The 12,227-nt window shown below is 40.2% G+C and carries 18 protein-coding genes and 2 pseudogenes; 15 read left to right on the top strand and 5 right to left on the bottom strand.

The window, feature by feature from the left end; genetic code table 11:
• A pseudogene (locus ND16A_RS21670) lies at nt 1-210 on the bottom strand (IS110 family transposase); the annotation flags it as partial.
• A gap of 191 nt (nt 211-401) precedes the next feature.
• On the opposite strand from ND16A_RS21670, the gene ND16A_RS11510 reads away from it, so the two are divergent.
• From ND16A_RS11510 to ND16A_RS11525, 4 genes are all read left to right on the top strand, one after another.
• Nucleotides 402-662 carry a hypothetical protein gene (locus ND16A_RS11510; protein ID WP_033077146.1) on the top strand — a complete coding sequence of 87 codons (261 nt, stop codon included), beginning with the start codon at nt 402-404 and terminating at the stop codon, nt 660-662.
• 128 nt (nt 663-790) lie between these two features.
• Complete coding sequence (locus ND16A_RS11515; protein ID WP_033077145.1) at nt 791-1,087, top strand: hypothetical protein; 297 nt, start codon at nt 791-793, stop codon at nt 1,085-1,087.
• 171 nt (nt 1,088-1,258) lie between these two features.
• Nucleotides 1,259-1,516, top strand: a complete 258-nt coding sequence (locus ND16A_RS11520) for a type II toxin-antitoxin system Phd/YefM family antitoxin (RefSeq protein ID WP_033077144.1) — start codon at nt 1,259-1,261, stop codon at nt 1,514-1,516.
• Complete coding sequence (locus tag ND16A_RS11525; protein ID WP_033077143.1) at nt 1,504-1,803, top strand: type II toxin-antitoxin system RelE/ParE family toxin; 300 nt, start codon at nt 1,504-1,506, stop codon at nt 1,801-1,803. The genes ND16A_RS11520 and ND16A_RS11525 overlap by 13 nt, the downstream gene beginning before the upstream one ends.
• Before the next feature lie 413 nt (nt 1,804-2,216).
• Here the strand turns inward: ND16A_RS11525 and ND16A_RS19900 are convergent.
• A pseudogene (locus tag ND16A_RS19900) lies at nt 2,217-3,371 on the bottom strand (IS110 family transposase).
• A 123-nt stretch (nt 3,372-3,494) separates the two neighbouring features.
• Between ND16A_RS19900 and ND16A_RS11535 the strand changes: the two are divergent.
• The 11 genes from ND16A_RS11535 (at nt 3,495) to ND16A_RS21260 (ending at nt 9,360) form a co-directional block, all read left to right on the top strand.
• The gene (locus tag ND16A_RS11535; protein WP_033077142.1) at nt 3,495-3,728 is read left to right on the top strand and encodes a hypothetical protein; all 234 of its coding nucleotides are present in this window, start codon (nt 3,495-3,497) and stop codon (nt 3,726-3,728) included.
• A 118-nt stretch (nt 3,729-3,846) separates the two neighbouring features.
• Nucleotides 3,847-4,293 carry a hypothetical protein gene (locus ND16A_RS11540; RefSeq protein WP_033077141.1) on the top strand — a complete coding sequence of 149 codons (447 nt, stop codon included), beginning with the start codon at nt 3,847-3,849 and terminating at the stop codon, nt 4,291-4,293.
• A 167-nt stretch (nt 4,294-4,460) separates the two neighbouring features.
• Nucleotides 4,461-4,922, top strand: coding sequence for a DUF6326 family protein (locus tag ND16A_RS11545; protein WP_033077140.1), 462 nt, complete (start codon nt 4,461-4,463; stop codon nt 4,920-4,922).
• 122 nt (nt 4,923-5,044) lie between these two features.
• Nucleotides 5,045-5,620 carry an undecaprenyl-diphosphatase gene (locus ND16A_RS11550; protein WP_033077139.1) on the top strand — a complete coding sequence of 192 codons (576 nt, stop codon included), beginning with the start codon at nt 5,045-5,047 and terminating at the stop codon, nt 5,618-5,620.
• 135 nt (nt 5,621-5,755) lie between these two features.
• Nucleotides 5,756-6,115 (top strand): nuclear transport factor 2 family protein, encoded by a 360-nt coding sequence (locus ND16A_RS11555; protein WP_033077138.1) that lies wholly within the window; start codon nt 5,756-5,758, stop codon nt 6,113-6,115.
• Between the two features lie 131 nt (nt 6,116-6,246).
• Nucleotides 6,247-6,630 carry a VOC family protein gene (locus ND16A_RS11560; protein WP_033077161.1) on the top strand — a complete coding sequence of 128 codons (384 nt, stop codon included), beginning with the start codon at nt 6,247-6,249 and terminating at the stop codon, nt 6,628-6,630.
• Nucleotides 6,631-6,732: 102 nt separating this feature from the next.
• Nucleotides 6,733-7,140, top strand: coding sequence for a DUF2784 domain-containing protein (locus ND16A_RS0119025; RefSeq protein ID WP_033077137.1), 408 nt, complete (start codon nt 6,733-6,735; stop codon nt 7,138-7,140).
• 46 nt (nt 7,141-7,186) lie between these two features.
• Entirely contained in the window at nt 7,187-7,885 is a 699-nt protein-coding gene (locus ND16A_RS0119020) for a DUF5050 domain-containing protein (protein ID WP_052072993.1), read from the top strand.
• Between the two features lie 224 nt (nt 7,886-8,109).
• Nucleotides 8,110-8,685 (top strand): YdeI/OmpD-associated family protein, encoded by a 576-nt coding sequence (locus ND16A_RS11565; RefSeq protein WP_033077136.1) that lies wholly within the window; start codon nt 8,110-8,112, stop codon nt 8,683-8,685.
• Nucleotides 8,686-8,729: 44 nt separating this feature from the next.
• On the top strand, nt 8,730-9,134 hold the full coding sequence (locus ND16A_RS21265; protein ID WP_160173496.1) for a hypothetical protein: 405 nt from the start codon (nt 8,730-8,732) through the stop codon (nt 9,132-9,134).
• Between the two features lie 82 nt (nt 9,135-9,216).
• Nucleotides 9,217-9,360 carry a hypothetical protein gene (locus tag ND16A_RS21260; protein WP_160173495.1) on the top strand — a complete coding sequence of 48 codons (144 nt, stop codon included), beginning with the start codon at nt 9,217-9,219 and terminating at the stop codon, nt 9,358-9,360.
• Between the two features lie 219 nt (nt 9,361-9,579).
• Here ND16A_RS21260 and ND16A_RS11575 read toward each other — a convergent pair whose 3' ends face one another.
• The 3 genes from ND16A_RS11575 to ND16A_RS11585 form a co-directional block, all read right to left on the bottom strand.
• Nucleotides 9,580-10,764, bottom strand: a complete 1,185-nt coding sequence (locus ND16A_RS11575) for an acetyl-CoA C-acyltransferase family protein (protein ID WP_033077134.1) — start codon at nt 10,762-10,764, stop codon at nt 9,580-9,582.
• Nucleotides 10,765-10,834: 70 nt separating this feature from the next.
• Nucleotides 10,835-11,491: a 3-oxoacid CoA-transferase subunit B gene (locus ND16A_RS11580; RefSeq protein WP_033077133.1), complete on the bottom strand. Its 657-nt coding sequence runs from the start codon at nt 11,489-11,491 to the stop codon at nt 10,835-10,837.
• Between the two features lie 10 nt (nt 11,492-11,501).
• Nucleotides 11,502-12,203 carry a CoA transferase subunit A gene (locus ND16A_RS11585; RefSeq protein ID WP_033077132.1) on the bottom strand — a complete coding sequence of 234 codons (702 nt, stop codon included), beginning with the start codon at nt 12,201-12,203 and terminating at the stop codon, nt 11,502-11,504.
• Nucleotides 12,204-12,227 lie beyond the last annotated feature (24 nt).

The raw sequence follows: 12,227 nt of genomic DNA, 5'->3' as shown, positions 1-12,227 counted from the left end.
GCTGACCCAATACCAGCAATGCATACATTCAACGCCTAATACGAGATCATCTAAATAAGGTTTTAATAATTCATGAAGTGCTAATCGATCTGCTTTAATCTGTTGATGTAACACCTTTTTTCCGTCACTATCTAAAATACAAACGTATAAAATGTACGCATGAAGATCGATTCCACAATAATATTTGTGAGAATTGGTATAGAATTTCATTTGAGTCTTCTCCTTTTGGTTTTGTCGCCTTGAAGTCTAGTTTAAAGCTGGACTTCAAGGAGAAGGCTCAATAAGTATCAAGTTGTTTAAATAGGACAAAAAACAGTTGGCTTTTGCTCCTTCGTCGCTAATTTTAGCCAACTATTTTATTGCCTCTTAACGAGGCGTTATGAGTCACGAGGCATCTGCGTATGAGCGATAATCATAAGTGCGAATCAATGGCTCTTGCAGAGGCGTGGATCGAAAAAAGTGGAAGATACTGGGTTCTTAATATAAATAGTGTAGCTACTGAGCAAGATCTTGAAGATAATCACTATCTTGAAGAGATTGGGCAAACGATACGTCAGGTTACCATTCAAATAAAATTTTGCCCGTATTGTGGCTTTAAATTAAGTAAATCTCGGAATAATGTTATACCAGGTTTCGAGCTACATGATTTTTCTAAGTGGTAAGCCGAAGAAACTCATAACAATGAACTCAAGTGGGACTGCTAACAGCTTGCTCGGTTCCGCTTCGCTACACATTTTAGCAAGCTATTATCAGCCCCTTAGTAGGGCGTTGGTATTTACAAGGAGGTTCAGTGTTTTACTTTAAACTTTATGATGATAAAAGGTTAAAAGAACTCAAGCATACTAAAAAAATCGAGATCGTAAATAATGCGGTTAAACTGTATCGAAAAGACAAGCCATTGAATATTTCTACCCGATTACTATCAATATTAATTTGGTGCGCTATTCCTGCTTTAATATTATTTTTAGTATCAAGTTTTAGTTTTTCTATTGGTTGGTTCTCGCTATCTATCTTTATTCTTAATATAAAATTAGCTAATAATGAAAGCGCAGATGTTGAAACTTATCTAAATCAAGCATTAGAGTAATGTAAATATAACAAGCATTTAAAGCGGGACTGCTAACAGTTGGCTCGGTTTCGCTTCGCTACACAATTTAGCAAACAATTATCAGCCCCTTAAATGGGCGTTAGCCGTTTAAGTTGTAACCGATAGGAGATGTGCTACTATAGTGATACATTTTTCTAACTAGGAAATATTATGAGAGTTGAATTGGTTACAACACTCAAGCGACAAGCTACAAAAATATTAGCTGATCTTCACTCTTCAAAAGAGCCTGTTTTAATTACAGAGCATGGACAACCCTCTGCATACTTAGTTGATGTCGATGATTATGAGTTCATGCAACAAAGAATGGAAATACTTGAAGCTGTCGCTCGAGGTGAGCAGGCTATTAATAACGGCAATGTTTATTCTAATGAAGAAGCTAAAGAGAAAATGAATAAATGGCTGAAGTAACGTGGACAGCCCCAGCTCTTAACGATCTAAATGAAATTGCAGAATACATTGCGCTAAGTAATTTGCTAGCGGCCAAAAGTTTGGTTCAGAAGGTTTTTGATAAAGTAAACAGGCTTGAAATTTATCCTGAATCAGGGAAAACGCCCCTAGAATTACAAAATTTCAACTATAGAGAAATTATTGTTAACCCCTGTCGAATTTTCTATAAAGTTGAAGAAAACCACGTTTACATTTTACATGTAATGCGTCAGGAACGAGATCTTAGAAAGTTTCTTTTAAATAGCTAGTAAACGGCTAACAAGATACTCAATAGGACAAATAACACTGTCACGGCTTTTGCAAAAAGCGCAAAACCACGTGCCAGTATCATTAGCCTCTTAGTAAGGCGTTGATATGACTCCCCACGTCAAGAAAAAATACACTGATCCTTGCTGTTAATTTTCAAGCCATAAGTTTTATTCATAATAATAAATGAGTTAACACATTAGATGAAGCCAGTAATTTCGTCGGTTATCCTGCTGGTATTCGTGGATTACTAATCTGCTGATTAGCAGCGCCTACCTTACATGTTCCGTCGTGGCACTTGGTTTCAATCTATGTTCGAGGTTCAATGATGATTGCTTATCATTGCCTTCCTAACGCCGTCGGTGGTTGTGCCACAGCCGATGCTTGACCCAATGCATTAACTCAAAACTCTTCATCATGCTGGTACTCTCGAAATGCGCAGTTCTGGTTTCACTGGTGATACTGCAATTTCTCTCGATATTGCCCAAATATAGGCAATGAGTTCCCGAGCGATTGCGGTAACCACAACGCTCCGATGTTTACCTTTGTGCATTAATCGTTGGTAACGACGGCACAATCGAAGCTGAGCCTCTCAGGCGATATCAACGATTTCTTTGCTTAAACTTTCTTGCCGTTTTTTTAATTCCGTTGGTATGTTTGGTTTGTGTTTATACGAATGTGCACACTCGACCAATAGTCGTCTTGCTCTGGTATTACCGCACTTAGTGATTGCGCCCAATCGACGTTTGTTGCTGCTGGTATGCTCGGAAGGCACAAGTCCTAAATAAGACATCAGTTTTCTTGGATGATCAAAGCGGCGTAAGTCACCCAATTCCACAATGATCCCGGTTGCCGATAGTATTCTAATGCCACGCATGGCTTGAATGGCTTTCACCACTGGATAGAAACGCCAATTTCTAATGTGATGCCTTAACTCGTTATCAAGACGTTTCAAGCGTTTTAACCACTCTGAAATGGTCATGATCATTTCCGTGAGTACAATTTGCTGGCAAGGATGGGGTAAAACGAGTTCAGTTAACCAGCGTAGGTGCTTATTACTCCAATTATCGTTCACTTTACAGTGAATATGATTACGCAAAAATAAGGCTTTGAGTTGATGCTTTGCATCTTTTAAATCACTCATCGCGCTCTCTCTGGCACGGGATAAATCGCGTATTGCTTCATCATCCGGCTCAGGTACATAAATAGGAGTGAGCTCCTCATCTTTTAATAACTTAGCCAGTTTCAACGCATCGCGTTTATCCGTTTTCACTCGTTCGCCAGGCTTCTTTGGAATTAAAGAAGGCGCGATTACATAGCAGCAATGGCCAAGGCTGGTGAGCAATCGATAAATCCAATAACCACAAGGGCCCGCTTCATAGACAAAATGTAATGTGGCATTAGGGTACTTAGACTGAAATTGCCAAGCCAGTTTTATCAATGACTTTTTATTGCTCGGAACTTTGCCGTAGCTTTGCGGTTTCGGACCACGACCGTCTTCCAGAGTTGCTACTTGAGAGAATTCTTTGTGGGTATCTAACCCAATGAAAAGTATGTTATGTTTATTCATGCTAGCCTCCGCTTTAGTTATGTAACAAACTAATTATGGCACTGGCTTTAAGCTAACCCACGATTGGAGGCTAGCACCTCGTGGGAGTCATTATGTCTATAAGACTAAGGAAGAATGTAGTAAATGGAAGAAATAGTTGAAGGTTTCGGGCGTGGAATTTTTCGAATTATAAAATGGATTTTAATCGACGCATTTGTTGAATTTTTCCTATATGGCTATGGTTATGTCTCGCTTAAAATAGCTACATTTGGTAAATACCCAAAGCCAGGCCGTGATAATGAAACCTTGTGTATTGTAACTGGCTTAATATCAGTGGCTGTAACAATAGTGTTAATTATTTGGTTTGGCTCAATATAGTCTTACAACAAGTCAATCAAGCAGGACTTTTCCCCGTTGGCTGGGTTCCGCTTCGCTTCACATTTTAGCCAACTGATAAAAGCCTCTTATTGAGGCGTTACGCATTCAGGAAAGTATCGTGCACTCATGCAATAATAAATATTTATTCCTCGGTTCGATTTGTAGTGCTCTTGCTGCTATAGCTCATTTGGGGTGTATCATTTTCGGTGGTGACTGGTATCGTTTTTTTGGTGCTGGTGAACAAATGGCAAGAATGGCCGAGGATGGACATTGGTACCCAACTGTTGTTACATCAATTATTGTTTTGATTCTGTCAGTGTGGTCTCTTTATGCGCTTTCTGGCTCAAAAGTTATATTTCGGCTTCCGCTTCTTCGATTAGGGTTGGTTGTTATTTCTCTTATCTATTTACTTCGAGGTGTAGCATTTATGGCCATAATGCCAATATTTCCCGAAAATAGTTTAACGTTTTGGCTTGTCAGTTCGGGGATTTGTTTAATTATTGGTACGCTATATGCCGTTGGTACTTTTCAGTCTTGGTCACAATTAAGTGTAAAAAATGTCTAAGTTACTCAATAGGACAAATAACACTGTCACGGCTTTTGCAAAAACGCAAAGCCACGTGCCAGTATAATTCGCCCCTTAGTAAGGCGTTAGGTTTTGTTACACATTTATGCACTCAGCCAAGTATGACTCTGTTATATTTACAATAATTATTCGAATGGAATGAGCCAATGACTGATACAACACAAACAACAAAAAGAAAAATGGATGTGGCAGTTAAACTATCGATACTATGGATGGTCGTTATGTTTAATATGATTTATGCTGATATTCTTGCATTTATTTCCGCATTTATTACTCCAGGAGTTATAGATGAACTAATGAACGGATATTCAGGGAGAGTAAAACTTTCTCAAGAATTATTGCTCATATCTGCCTTCTTTATAGAAATACCTATCATGATGATTTTTCTTTCCCGAATACTAAAGCATCAAGTTAACCGCTGGGCAAATATAATAGCAGGTATGTTAACGCTTTTATTTGTTGTTGGTGGTATAGAAACCGAGCCATTCTTCTTATTTTTAGCCGGTATTGAGGTCTTGGTTATCATGGTAATTATCTGGACTGCATTCAAATGGAAAAGCCCTGTTTCAGCGCCTATTGCTATTACTAGTGGAGCCACTCAAACCTAACAAGCCAATTAAGGCGGGAGTGCTAACAGCTTGCTCGGTTCCGTTTCGCTGCACATTTTAGCAAGCTATTATCAGCTCCTTAAATGGGCGTTAGGCAGTCATAGGAGTTTTGAGCAAGTATCATGGAAGAATTTAATGTAGCAACTTTTATATTCATCAATCAATATGCAGGGAAAAGTAGTTTATTGGATGCTGCTCTAATTGGTTTTGCTGAAGCTATGCCGTACATTTTTATACTCATAATTATTTATTTATGGTTTGGTGGCTGTATCGAGAGAAAAAAGTCGAGCTTCAATTCTGGGCTTTCAGTATTACTTGGTATGTTAACTAGCTATGTTATTTCACTTTTTTATTATCACTCGCGCCCATTTGTAGATAATTTTGGAACGCAATTGGTCGAACATGCTCCCGATTCTTCATTTCCTTCGGATCACACGACTTTTATCTTCTCTATATCTGTAATGTTGCTATTTAATAAATCAACTAGAATTATCGGTAGTATTCTATGTTTTCTTAGCTTTATTAGTGGGTTGTCTAGAGTTTTTGTTGGTGTCCATTTCCCTTTAGATATATTTGGTGCGATTTTGGTCGCAATTTTTTCATCGGTGGTTGTGTTTAAATTACAATACAAAACCCGTTTTATCTTAATCTATTTGGTGCAAAAAATGCCTAACAAGGCAATAAAGTCGGATTTGTAACAGTTTGCTCGGTTCCGCTGCACATTTTGCCAACAATTATCAGCCCCTTAGTTGGGTCTATTTTTCCGTGTTCCCCCACAATTAGCGGATACCTTCTATAGTTAATTCGTATCAATTAATTTAGGAGAATATACAATGAAATTAGCTGACATAGTACAACGTGGTTGGGTGGCAGTTGGCACTGGAGATTTTGATGCCTTAGTTAAAGATTACATGGAAGGTATGACATTCATCATGCCTGGGCAAGTCGACATTCTGGAGGGGCGGCAAGAGTTTCGTTCTGCGTTAGATGGTCTTGGTTCCATCCTTCCTCCAGGTTTTGAAATCACGGAACTTAGGCATATAGAAGGGGAAAATGAAGTCGTCTCTATCGTTGAATGGAAATCCGATAAGATTACCGCTTCTCAGTTATCAGTTTTGTTCAAGTTTGAGAGTGAAAAAATCTATGAGGAGCGCTGGTTTATAGATACTGAACAGTGGAAAAGCGCATTCTGAGCTGTAGGGAAACATAACAACAATTTAAAACGGGACTGCTAACAGTTTGCTCGGTTTCGCTTCACAATTTTAGCAAACTATTATCAGCCCCTTAAATGGGCGTTGGTAGAATCTACAGTGAGGAACATATTTTGATATTATCGTTAGTAAGTATTCCTGTACAAAATCCAATTGAAGCTCACGAACTTTACACTTCAAAGTTAGGGTTTATTACAAAAGAATTCAATCCTGAGCTAAATTTAGCAATAGTTGCTTCCTCAGAAGATCCTCAAGGCGTATCCATTTTGTTAGAGCCTTGTAAAGGAACTTTTGCCGAGAGCTATCAAACTTCAGCTTATAAGGCTAACCTGCCGATAATGATCTTTTCTACTCAAAACGTAGAAACAGAATTAGAAAGGTTAAAGGCACAAGGCGTAAAGTTACGTCCTGAATTAAATAATCCTGAGTGGGGATTAATGAATATGTTCGAGGACGGTTGTGGAAACATACTGATGCTCGAAGAAAAATCTGCATAACAAGAATTTCAAGCGGGACTGCTAACAGTTGGTTCAGTTCCACTTTGTTTCACATTTTAACCAACAATTATCAGCCTCTTAGTTGGGCGTTAGGTGTAAGGTTTGTCCAGAGAATCACTGCTAATATTCTTGGCAGATATCATTCTAGTCACGCATGTATTATTCGTGTTCTTCGTGTTTTTTGGCCTTGTGGCTATTTACTTGGGATATTATCTAAAGTGGCATTGGGTTAGAAACCCCGCTTTTCGGATATTACATTTGGTGGGTACCGGAATTGTGGTCGTGCAGTCTTGGTTTAGTGTTATTTGCCCTTTAACCATTTGGGAAATGTCGCTCCGGGAAGAGGTTGGCTCTGAGTCTTATTCGGGTTCATTTATCCAATACTGGATTCAGAATATACTTTACTACAGTGCGCCCGAATGGGTATTCATTGTATTGTACACTGGCTTTGGCGGCCTAGTTCTAAAAAGTTGGTTTTTGGTACGCCCAAACCAATTTAAAAGGAAGTAATATGAGTCAATCACCTAATAAGCTGTTCAAGCGTGACTACTAAAGTTTGGCTCGGTTTCACTTCACAATTTTAGCCAAACATTATCAGCCCCTTAACCGGGCGCTAGTTGCAATTCCACTAAACATAAAATTTAAATTTAAATTTAAATTTTTCGAGAGCCAGTATTCTCTGAAAATTACAAGTCATACCGAAAGTGATAGCTACCCCGCCGTTTCCCCTGACGGAAAAAGCATTGCTTTTTATGGAAAATATGACGGCAATAAAACATGGTCCATTCACACCATAAACATTGATGGTACCAATATGCAGAGATTGACGAGTGCAAAAAACAAATGGGATAGCTCGCCTACATGGTCACCTGATGCCAAAACCGACACTAGTGAAATTTCTATTGCAGATAGCGATGGTAGTAACGTCATTAGGCTTACGCAAAATAATGCTGACGATTGGTATCCTGAGATTTCACCTGATGGTACGCAAATCGTATTTATGTCAGATAGAGATGGAAATCGAGAAATTTACACTATGGATATCGATGGCTCCAATCAGAAACGATTGACTGTTAATGATGTTGCAGATTGGAACCCATCTTGGTTTGCTGATGGCTCTAAACTCATTTTTACCTCAGAGAACAAGGAGGATTTTTTTGATATCTATATGATGAATAAGGATGGTTCTTTCCAGGTTATAAGTTTTTGTTATTTCCTGGAATTATATTTATGCTTCCGTTTAGCGAAGAATTAGATTTTGGGTTAAAGCTTGTTTTGCTACTTGGCGGTCAATTTTTAGTTACTTCAACTAGTACCATTATTATATTAAAATCATATTTTTACTTTTTAGGTAAATTAAAAAAACAAGGCGCTCAACATGACAAATAATACTGTCACAATTTCTGCAAACGGCGCAAAAATGTGTGCCAGTATCCTTTGCGTGTTAGATTAGTGTTATGCCGAAGAGAATCTAATTTAATGCCTGAATCCGATCCATTGAGAATCATGACATTTGCAACACCGAAAGATCTCTTTCAGTGGCTCAAGGTGAATCACGCCACTGAAAGAGAGCTATGGGTGAAGGTATACAAGAAAAATACTGGGATTTTGAGCGTGACTTGGAATGATATCGTGATCGAGGCTCTATGCTGGGGCTGGATTGACGGTGTTAAGAAGTCAATCGATGCCCAAGCCTACCTTCAGCGCATTACTCCCAGAAAAGCGCGAAGCAACTGGTCTAAAAGGAACACGGAGCATGTGGAACGTTTGAAAAGTGAGGGGCGGATGATGGAGTCAGGGCTCGTGCATGTTCGTGCTGCGAAAGCGGACGGTCGTTGGGAAAACGCCTATGTGATCAGTGAAATAGAAGTGCCCGCAGATTTCCTAGCGGCATTGGAAAGCAAGCCGAATGTGAAACAGTTTTTTGAAACACTCAATAAATCGAGTCGTTATGCTATAGCGTACGGATTGACAAGTGCGAAGAAACCCGAAACCAGAGAAAGGCGGTTTGCAAAATTCATGAACATGCTTGTTCACGAAGAAAAACCTAAATAAGTGGAATACGCCATAACAGGGCAATTCATCAGGACAAATAACAGTTGGTTTTTGCACCTGCGTCGCATATTTTAACCAACTGGTATTGGCCATTATTTGCCCCTTTTATGCCTAAGGAAAGTATGCATCGTTTTCTTGCCATCTTTATAGCTACAATTGCAGTAATCCAATGTTACGGTATTGGGGAAAGGATTATTCATGCATCGTGGCAATGGTACAAATTCTATGGTTATAGTAATGATGGGTACACAACTTTAAGTGTTGGTATGACAATATTCACTTTTGCTGCTTCGATAATTACTTTAATTTGGGGTTTGAGTATTTATGAAAACTCTAGTGATAAATTTACTCTTTTAACTATTAAATATTCATCTTACTCATTGGCGTTTTGGTCTTTTTTATTGGCTTTATTGGTAATGAGCCCACTTGGACAAATAGTTCAGAGATAGCTAGTTATTCTTAATCAATCGAAAGGTTTGGTTTTAAAAGCCGCATAACAAACGGTTAAATAAAGAGTCGAGTGCACAATTAATGAAAGCTCAGTTAAGCCTTGATAAATTACTGGCAGTTGAGCCAGATAGTCACCATAAGTTGTTGCTCGGGCTATATCATGATGCTGAGTTTGGTTTAAAAGATGAGATGAGTACCTGTCTGTCGTTTGATACCTCCCCCTAATTGATCATTTAACTACGGTGATAGTAAAATAGACAATACACCTTAAGCTATTGAGTTTTGACTAGAAATACTTTTATCCTGTAACTTTTTATGGCGTTTATGTTTTTATAACATATTGATATTTACAGAAAACAAAAAACAAAAAAGGGATCGTGTAGATCCCTTACTACGTATCAGCTCAGACAGAGCACCCAGTTTTTTAAACTATAGTGCTCGTACCTACACCCGCTCAATTAGGGCCGCGATACCTTGTCCGCCGCCAATACACATAGTAATAACCGCATATTTTCCTTGAACCCGATTGAGTTCATGGATAGCTTTTACAGTGATCAATGCACCGGTTGCGCCAATGGGATGGCCTAATGAGATACCTGAGCCGTTAGGGTTAACTTTGTCCATGTCTAACTCTAATTCCCGACATACCGCTAATGCTTGTGCAGCAAAGGCTTCATTAATTTCCCAAACGTCAATATCATCTTTGTTGATACCGGTTTTCGCCAGTAGTTTATTTACCGCAGGAACCGGACCAATACCCATCACTTGTGGCGCAACGCCAGCAAAAGCGTAACCGACAAGCTTAGCTAGCGGTTTTAAGCCATTTGCCGCAGCAAATTCACTATCAGCCATCACCAAAGCCGCTGCGGCATCGTTGATACCCGACGCATTGCCAGCAGTTACCGTGCCGTCTTTCTTAAATACCGGACGTAGTTTGGCCATGTCAGCTACCGTACAATCAAAGCGAACATGTTCATCGGTTGTGTATGAAATTACCCCTTTGCGAGATTTCAGTTCAACGGGCACAATTTGACTATCGAAACGATTTTCTTCAATCGCTTGTTGTGCCCTACGATGCGACTCGGCCGCAGCTTCATCTTGATCTTCCCGGCTAACTTGCCATTGCTCGGCCACATTTTCAGCCGTGATCCCCATGTGAATATCATTAATTGGACAAGTTAAGGCGCCAACCATCGGATCGACTAATTGGCTATCCCCCATTTTGCTGCCAAAACGGGTAGACGGAGACCAATACGGCACTCGTGACATAGATTCTGCGCCACCGGCAACCGCGACATCACAATCGTCTAATAATAACAGTTGCGCGGCCGAGATCACCGCTTGTAAACCTGAGCCACATAACCGGTTTACCGTTAGTGCCGGGGTTGATTCTGGTAAGCCACCTTTAAGCGCGGCAACTCGGCTCATGTACATGTCACGTCGGTCTGAATGGGTCACATTACCAATGACACAATGGCCAACATCTGCAGAATTAACACCCGCTCGTTTTACCGCTTCGCTTACCATTTGGCCGGCCAGTTCTGTAGGCGCAACGCCTTTTAAAGAACCACCAAAATCCGCAATAGCAGTACGCACACCACTTAAAAAAACCACTTCTCTTTTAGACATATCATTCTCTCAAATTTGAAACTGCTTATACAAGCAAAGGAAGTTTTTACAACATCACTTAATGACCTTACTAAACATTCATCTCCGGAACGTTTTCAGGAACCACCAGTTCTCCGGCGGTCAATTCAATAATTTGTTCAACAGTTACCCCCGGGGCTCTTTCGAGTAAGTGAAACATGCCGTCTTTAATTTCAATGTAAGCAAGGTCAGTCAACACTTTTTTGATACAGCCTCTGCCCGTTAATGGCAAGGTACAGTTGCTTAGCAGTTTTGACACGCCATGTTTCGAGGCATGCGTCATCGTCACTATGATGTTTTCCGCACCAGCCACTAAATCCATCGCGCCGCCCATCCCTTTAATCAATTTTCCAGGGATCATATAAGACGCAATATTACCGTTAACATCGACTTCAAAGGCACCAAGCACGGTTAAATCAACATGGCCACCACGGATCATGGCAAAGGATTCAGCGCTATCAAATAGTGATGCACCGGTAGCCATGGTTACCGTTTGTTTACCGGCATTGATCAAATCGGCATCAATTTCATCTTCGGTTGGAAATTGGCCCATGCCTAATAAACCATTTTCAGATTGCAGCATTACTTCCATACCTTCCGGTACAAAGTTTGCCACTAAGGTGGGAATGCCAATACCAAGGTTCACGTAGAAACCGTCTTGTAATTCTTGCGCTACACGTTGCGCCAATTGTTCACGAGTTAAAGCCATGTTCTTCTCCTTAAGCTGAACGCACGGTGCGTTGTTCGATGCGTTTTTCAAAGTTGCCTTTGATTAAACGGTTCACATAAATACCTGGGGTATGGATTTCATTAGGATCTAACTCACCCGGTTCAACAATCTCTTCCACTTCTACCACTGTGATCTTACCGGCAGTTGCCGCCATAGGGTTGAAGTTACGCGCGGTATGGCGGAAAACTAAATTACCGTAACGGTCTGCTTTCCATGCCTTTACGATGGCAAAATCACCGGTAAGAGACTCTTCCAGAATATAATCTCTGCCATTGATGTTACGCTCTTCTTTGCCTTCCGCGACAGGCGTACCTACACCAGTTGCAGTGAAAAATGCAGGGATACCAGCGCCACCAGCCCGCATTTTTTCAGCGAGTGTACCCTGTGGTGTCAACTCAACTTCTAATTCTCCCGCCATCATTTGACGTTCAAATTCTGCGTTTTCACCAACGTAGGAAGCGATAATTTTTTTGATTTGACGATTTGGCAATAACAACCCTAAGCCAAAGTCATCAACACCACAGTTATTCGAGGCAACCGTAAGGCCTTTGGTACCCATTTTTTGTATTTGGGCAATTAACCCTTCAGGAATGCCACATAAACCAAAACCACCGGCAATCACGGTCATGTTATCTTCAAGACCCGCCATTGCTTCTTCGTAGCTTGTCACTACTTTGTCAAAACCAGACATATCGTTAATCCTTATCAGGGTTAT

This window comes from Thalassotalea sp. ND16A (genome assembly GCF_000764205.1).
In the GTDB taxonomy this organism is placed as follows: domain Bacteria; phylum Pseudomonadota; class Gammaproteobacteria; order Enterobacterales; family Alteromonadaceae; genus Thalassotalea_A.
This window is presented reverse-complemented; position numbering and strand designations above follow the sequence as displayed.

Bases quoted from the DNA above. Each gene is read 5' to 3' on its own strand.
- ND16A_RS11510 (WP_033077146.1), top strand. From the start codon at position 402: ATGAGCGATAATCATAAGTGCGAATCAATGGCTCTTGCAGAGGCGTGG.
- ND16A_RS11520 (WP_033077144.1), top strand. From the start codon at position 1,259: ATGAGAGTTGAATTGGTTACAACACTCAAGCGACAAGCTACAAAAATA.
- ND16A_RS11525 (WP_033077143.1), top strand. From the start codon at position 1,504: ATGGCTGAAGTAACGTGGACAGCCCCAGCTCTTAACGATCTAAATGAA.
- ND16A_RS11535 (WP_033077142.1), top strand. From the start codon at position 3,495: ATGGAAGAAATAGTTGAAGGTTTCGGGCGTGGAATTTTTCGAATTATA.
- ND16A_RS11545 (WP_033077140.1), top strand. From the start codon at position 4,461: ATGACTGATACAACACAAACAACAAAAAGAAAAATGGATGTGGCAGTT.
- ND16A_RS11550 (WP_033077139.1), top strand. From the start codon at position 5,045: ATGGAAGAATTTAATGTAGCAACTTTTATATTCATCAATCAATATGCA.
- ND16A_RS11555 (WP_033077138.1), top strand. From the start codon at position 5,756: ATGAAATTAGCTGACATAGTACAACGTGGTTGGGTGGCAGTTGGCACT.
- ND16A_RS11565 (WP_033077136.1), top strand. From the start codon at position 8,110: ATGCCTGAATCCGATCCATTGAGAATCATGACATTTGCAACACCGAAA.
- ND16A_RS21260 (WP_160173495.1), top strand. From the start codon at position 9,217: ATGAAAGCTCAGTTAAGCCTTGATAAATTACTGGCAGTTGAGCCAGAT.
- ND16A_RS11575 (WP_033077134.1), bottom strand. From the start codon at position 10,764: ATGTCTAAAAGAGAAGTGGTTTTTTTAAGTGGTGTGCGTACTGCTATT.
- ND16A_RS11580 (WP_033077133.1), bottom strand. From the start codon at position 11,491: ATGGCTTTAACTCGTGAACAATTGGCGCAACGTGTAGCGCAAGAATTA.
- ND16A_RS11585 (WP_033077132.1), bottom strand. From the start codon at position 12,203: ATGTCTGGTTTTGACAAAGTAGTGACAAGCTACGAAGAAGCAATGGCG.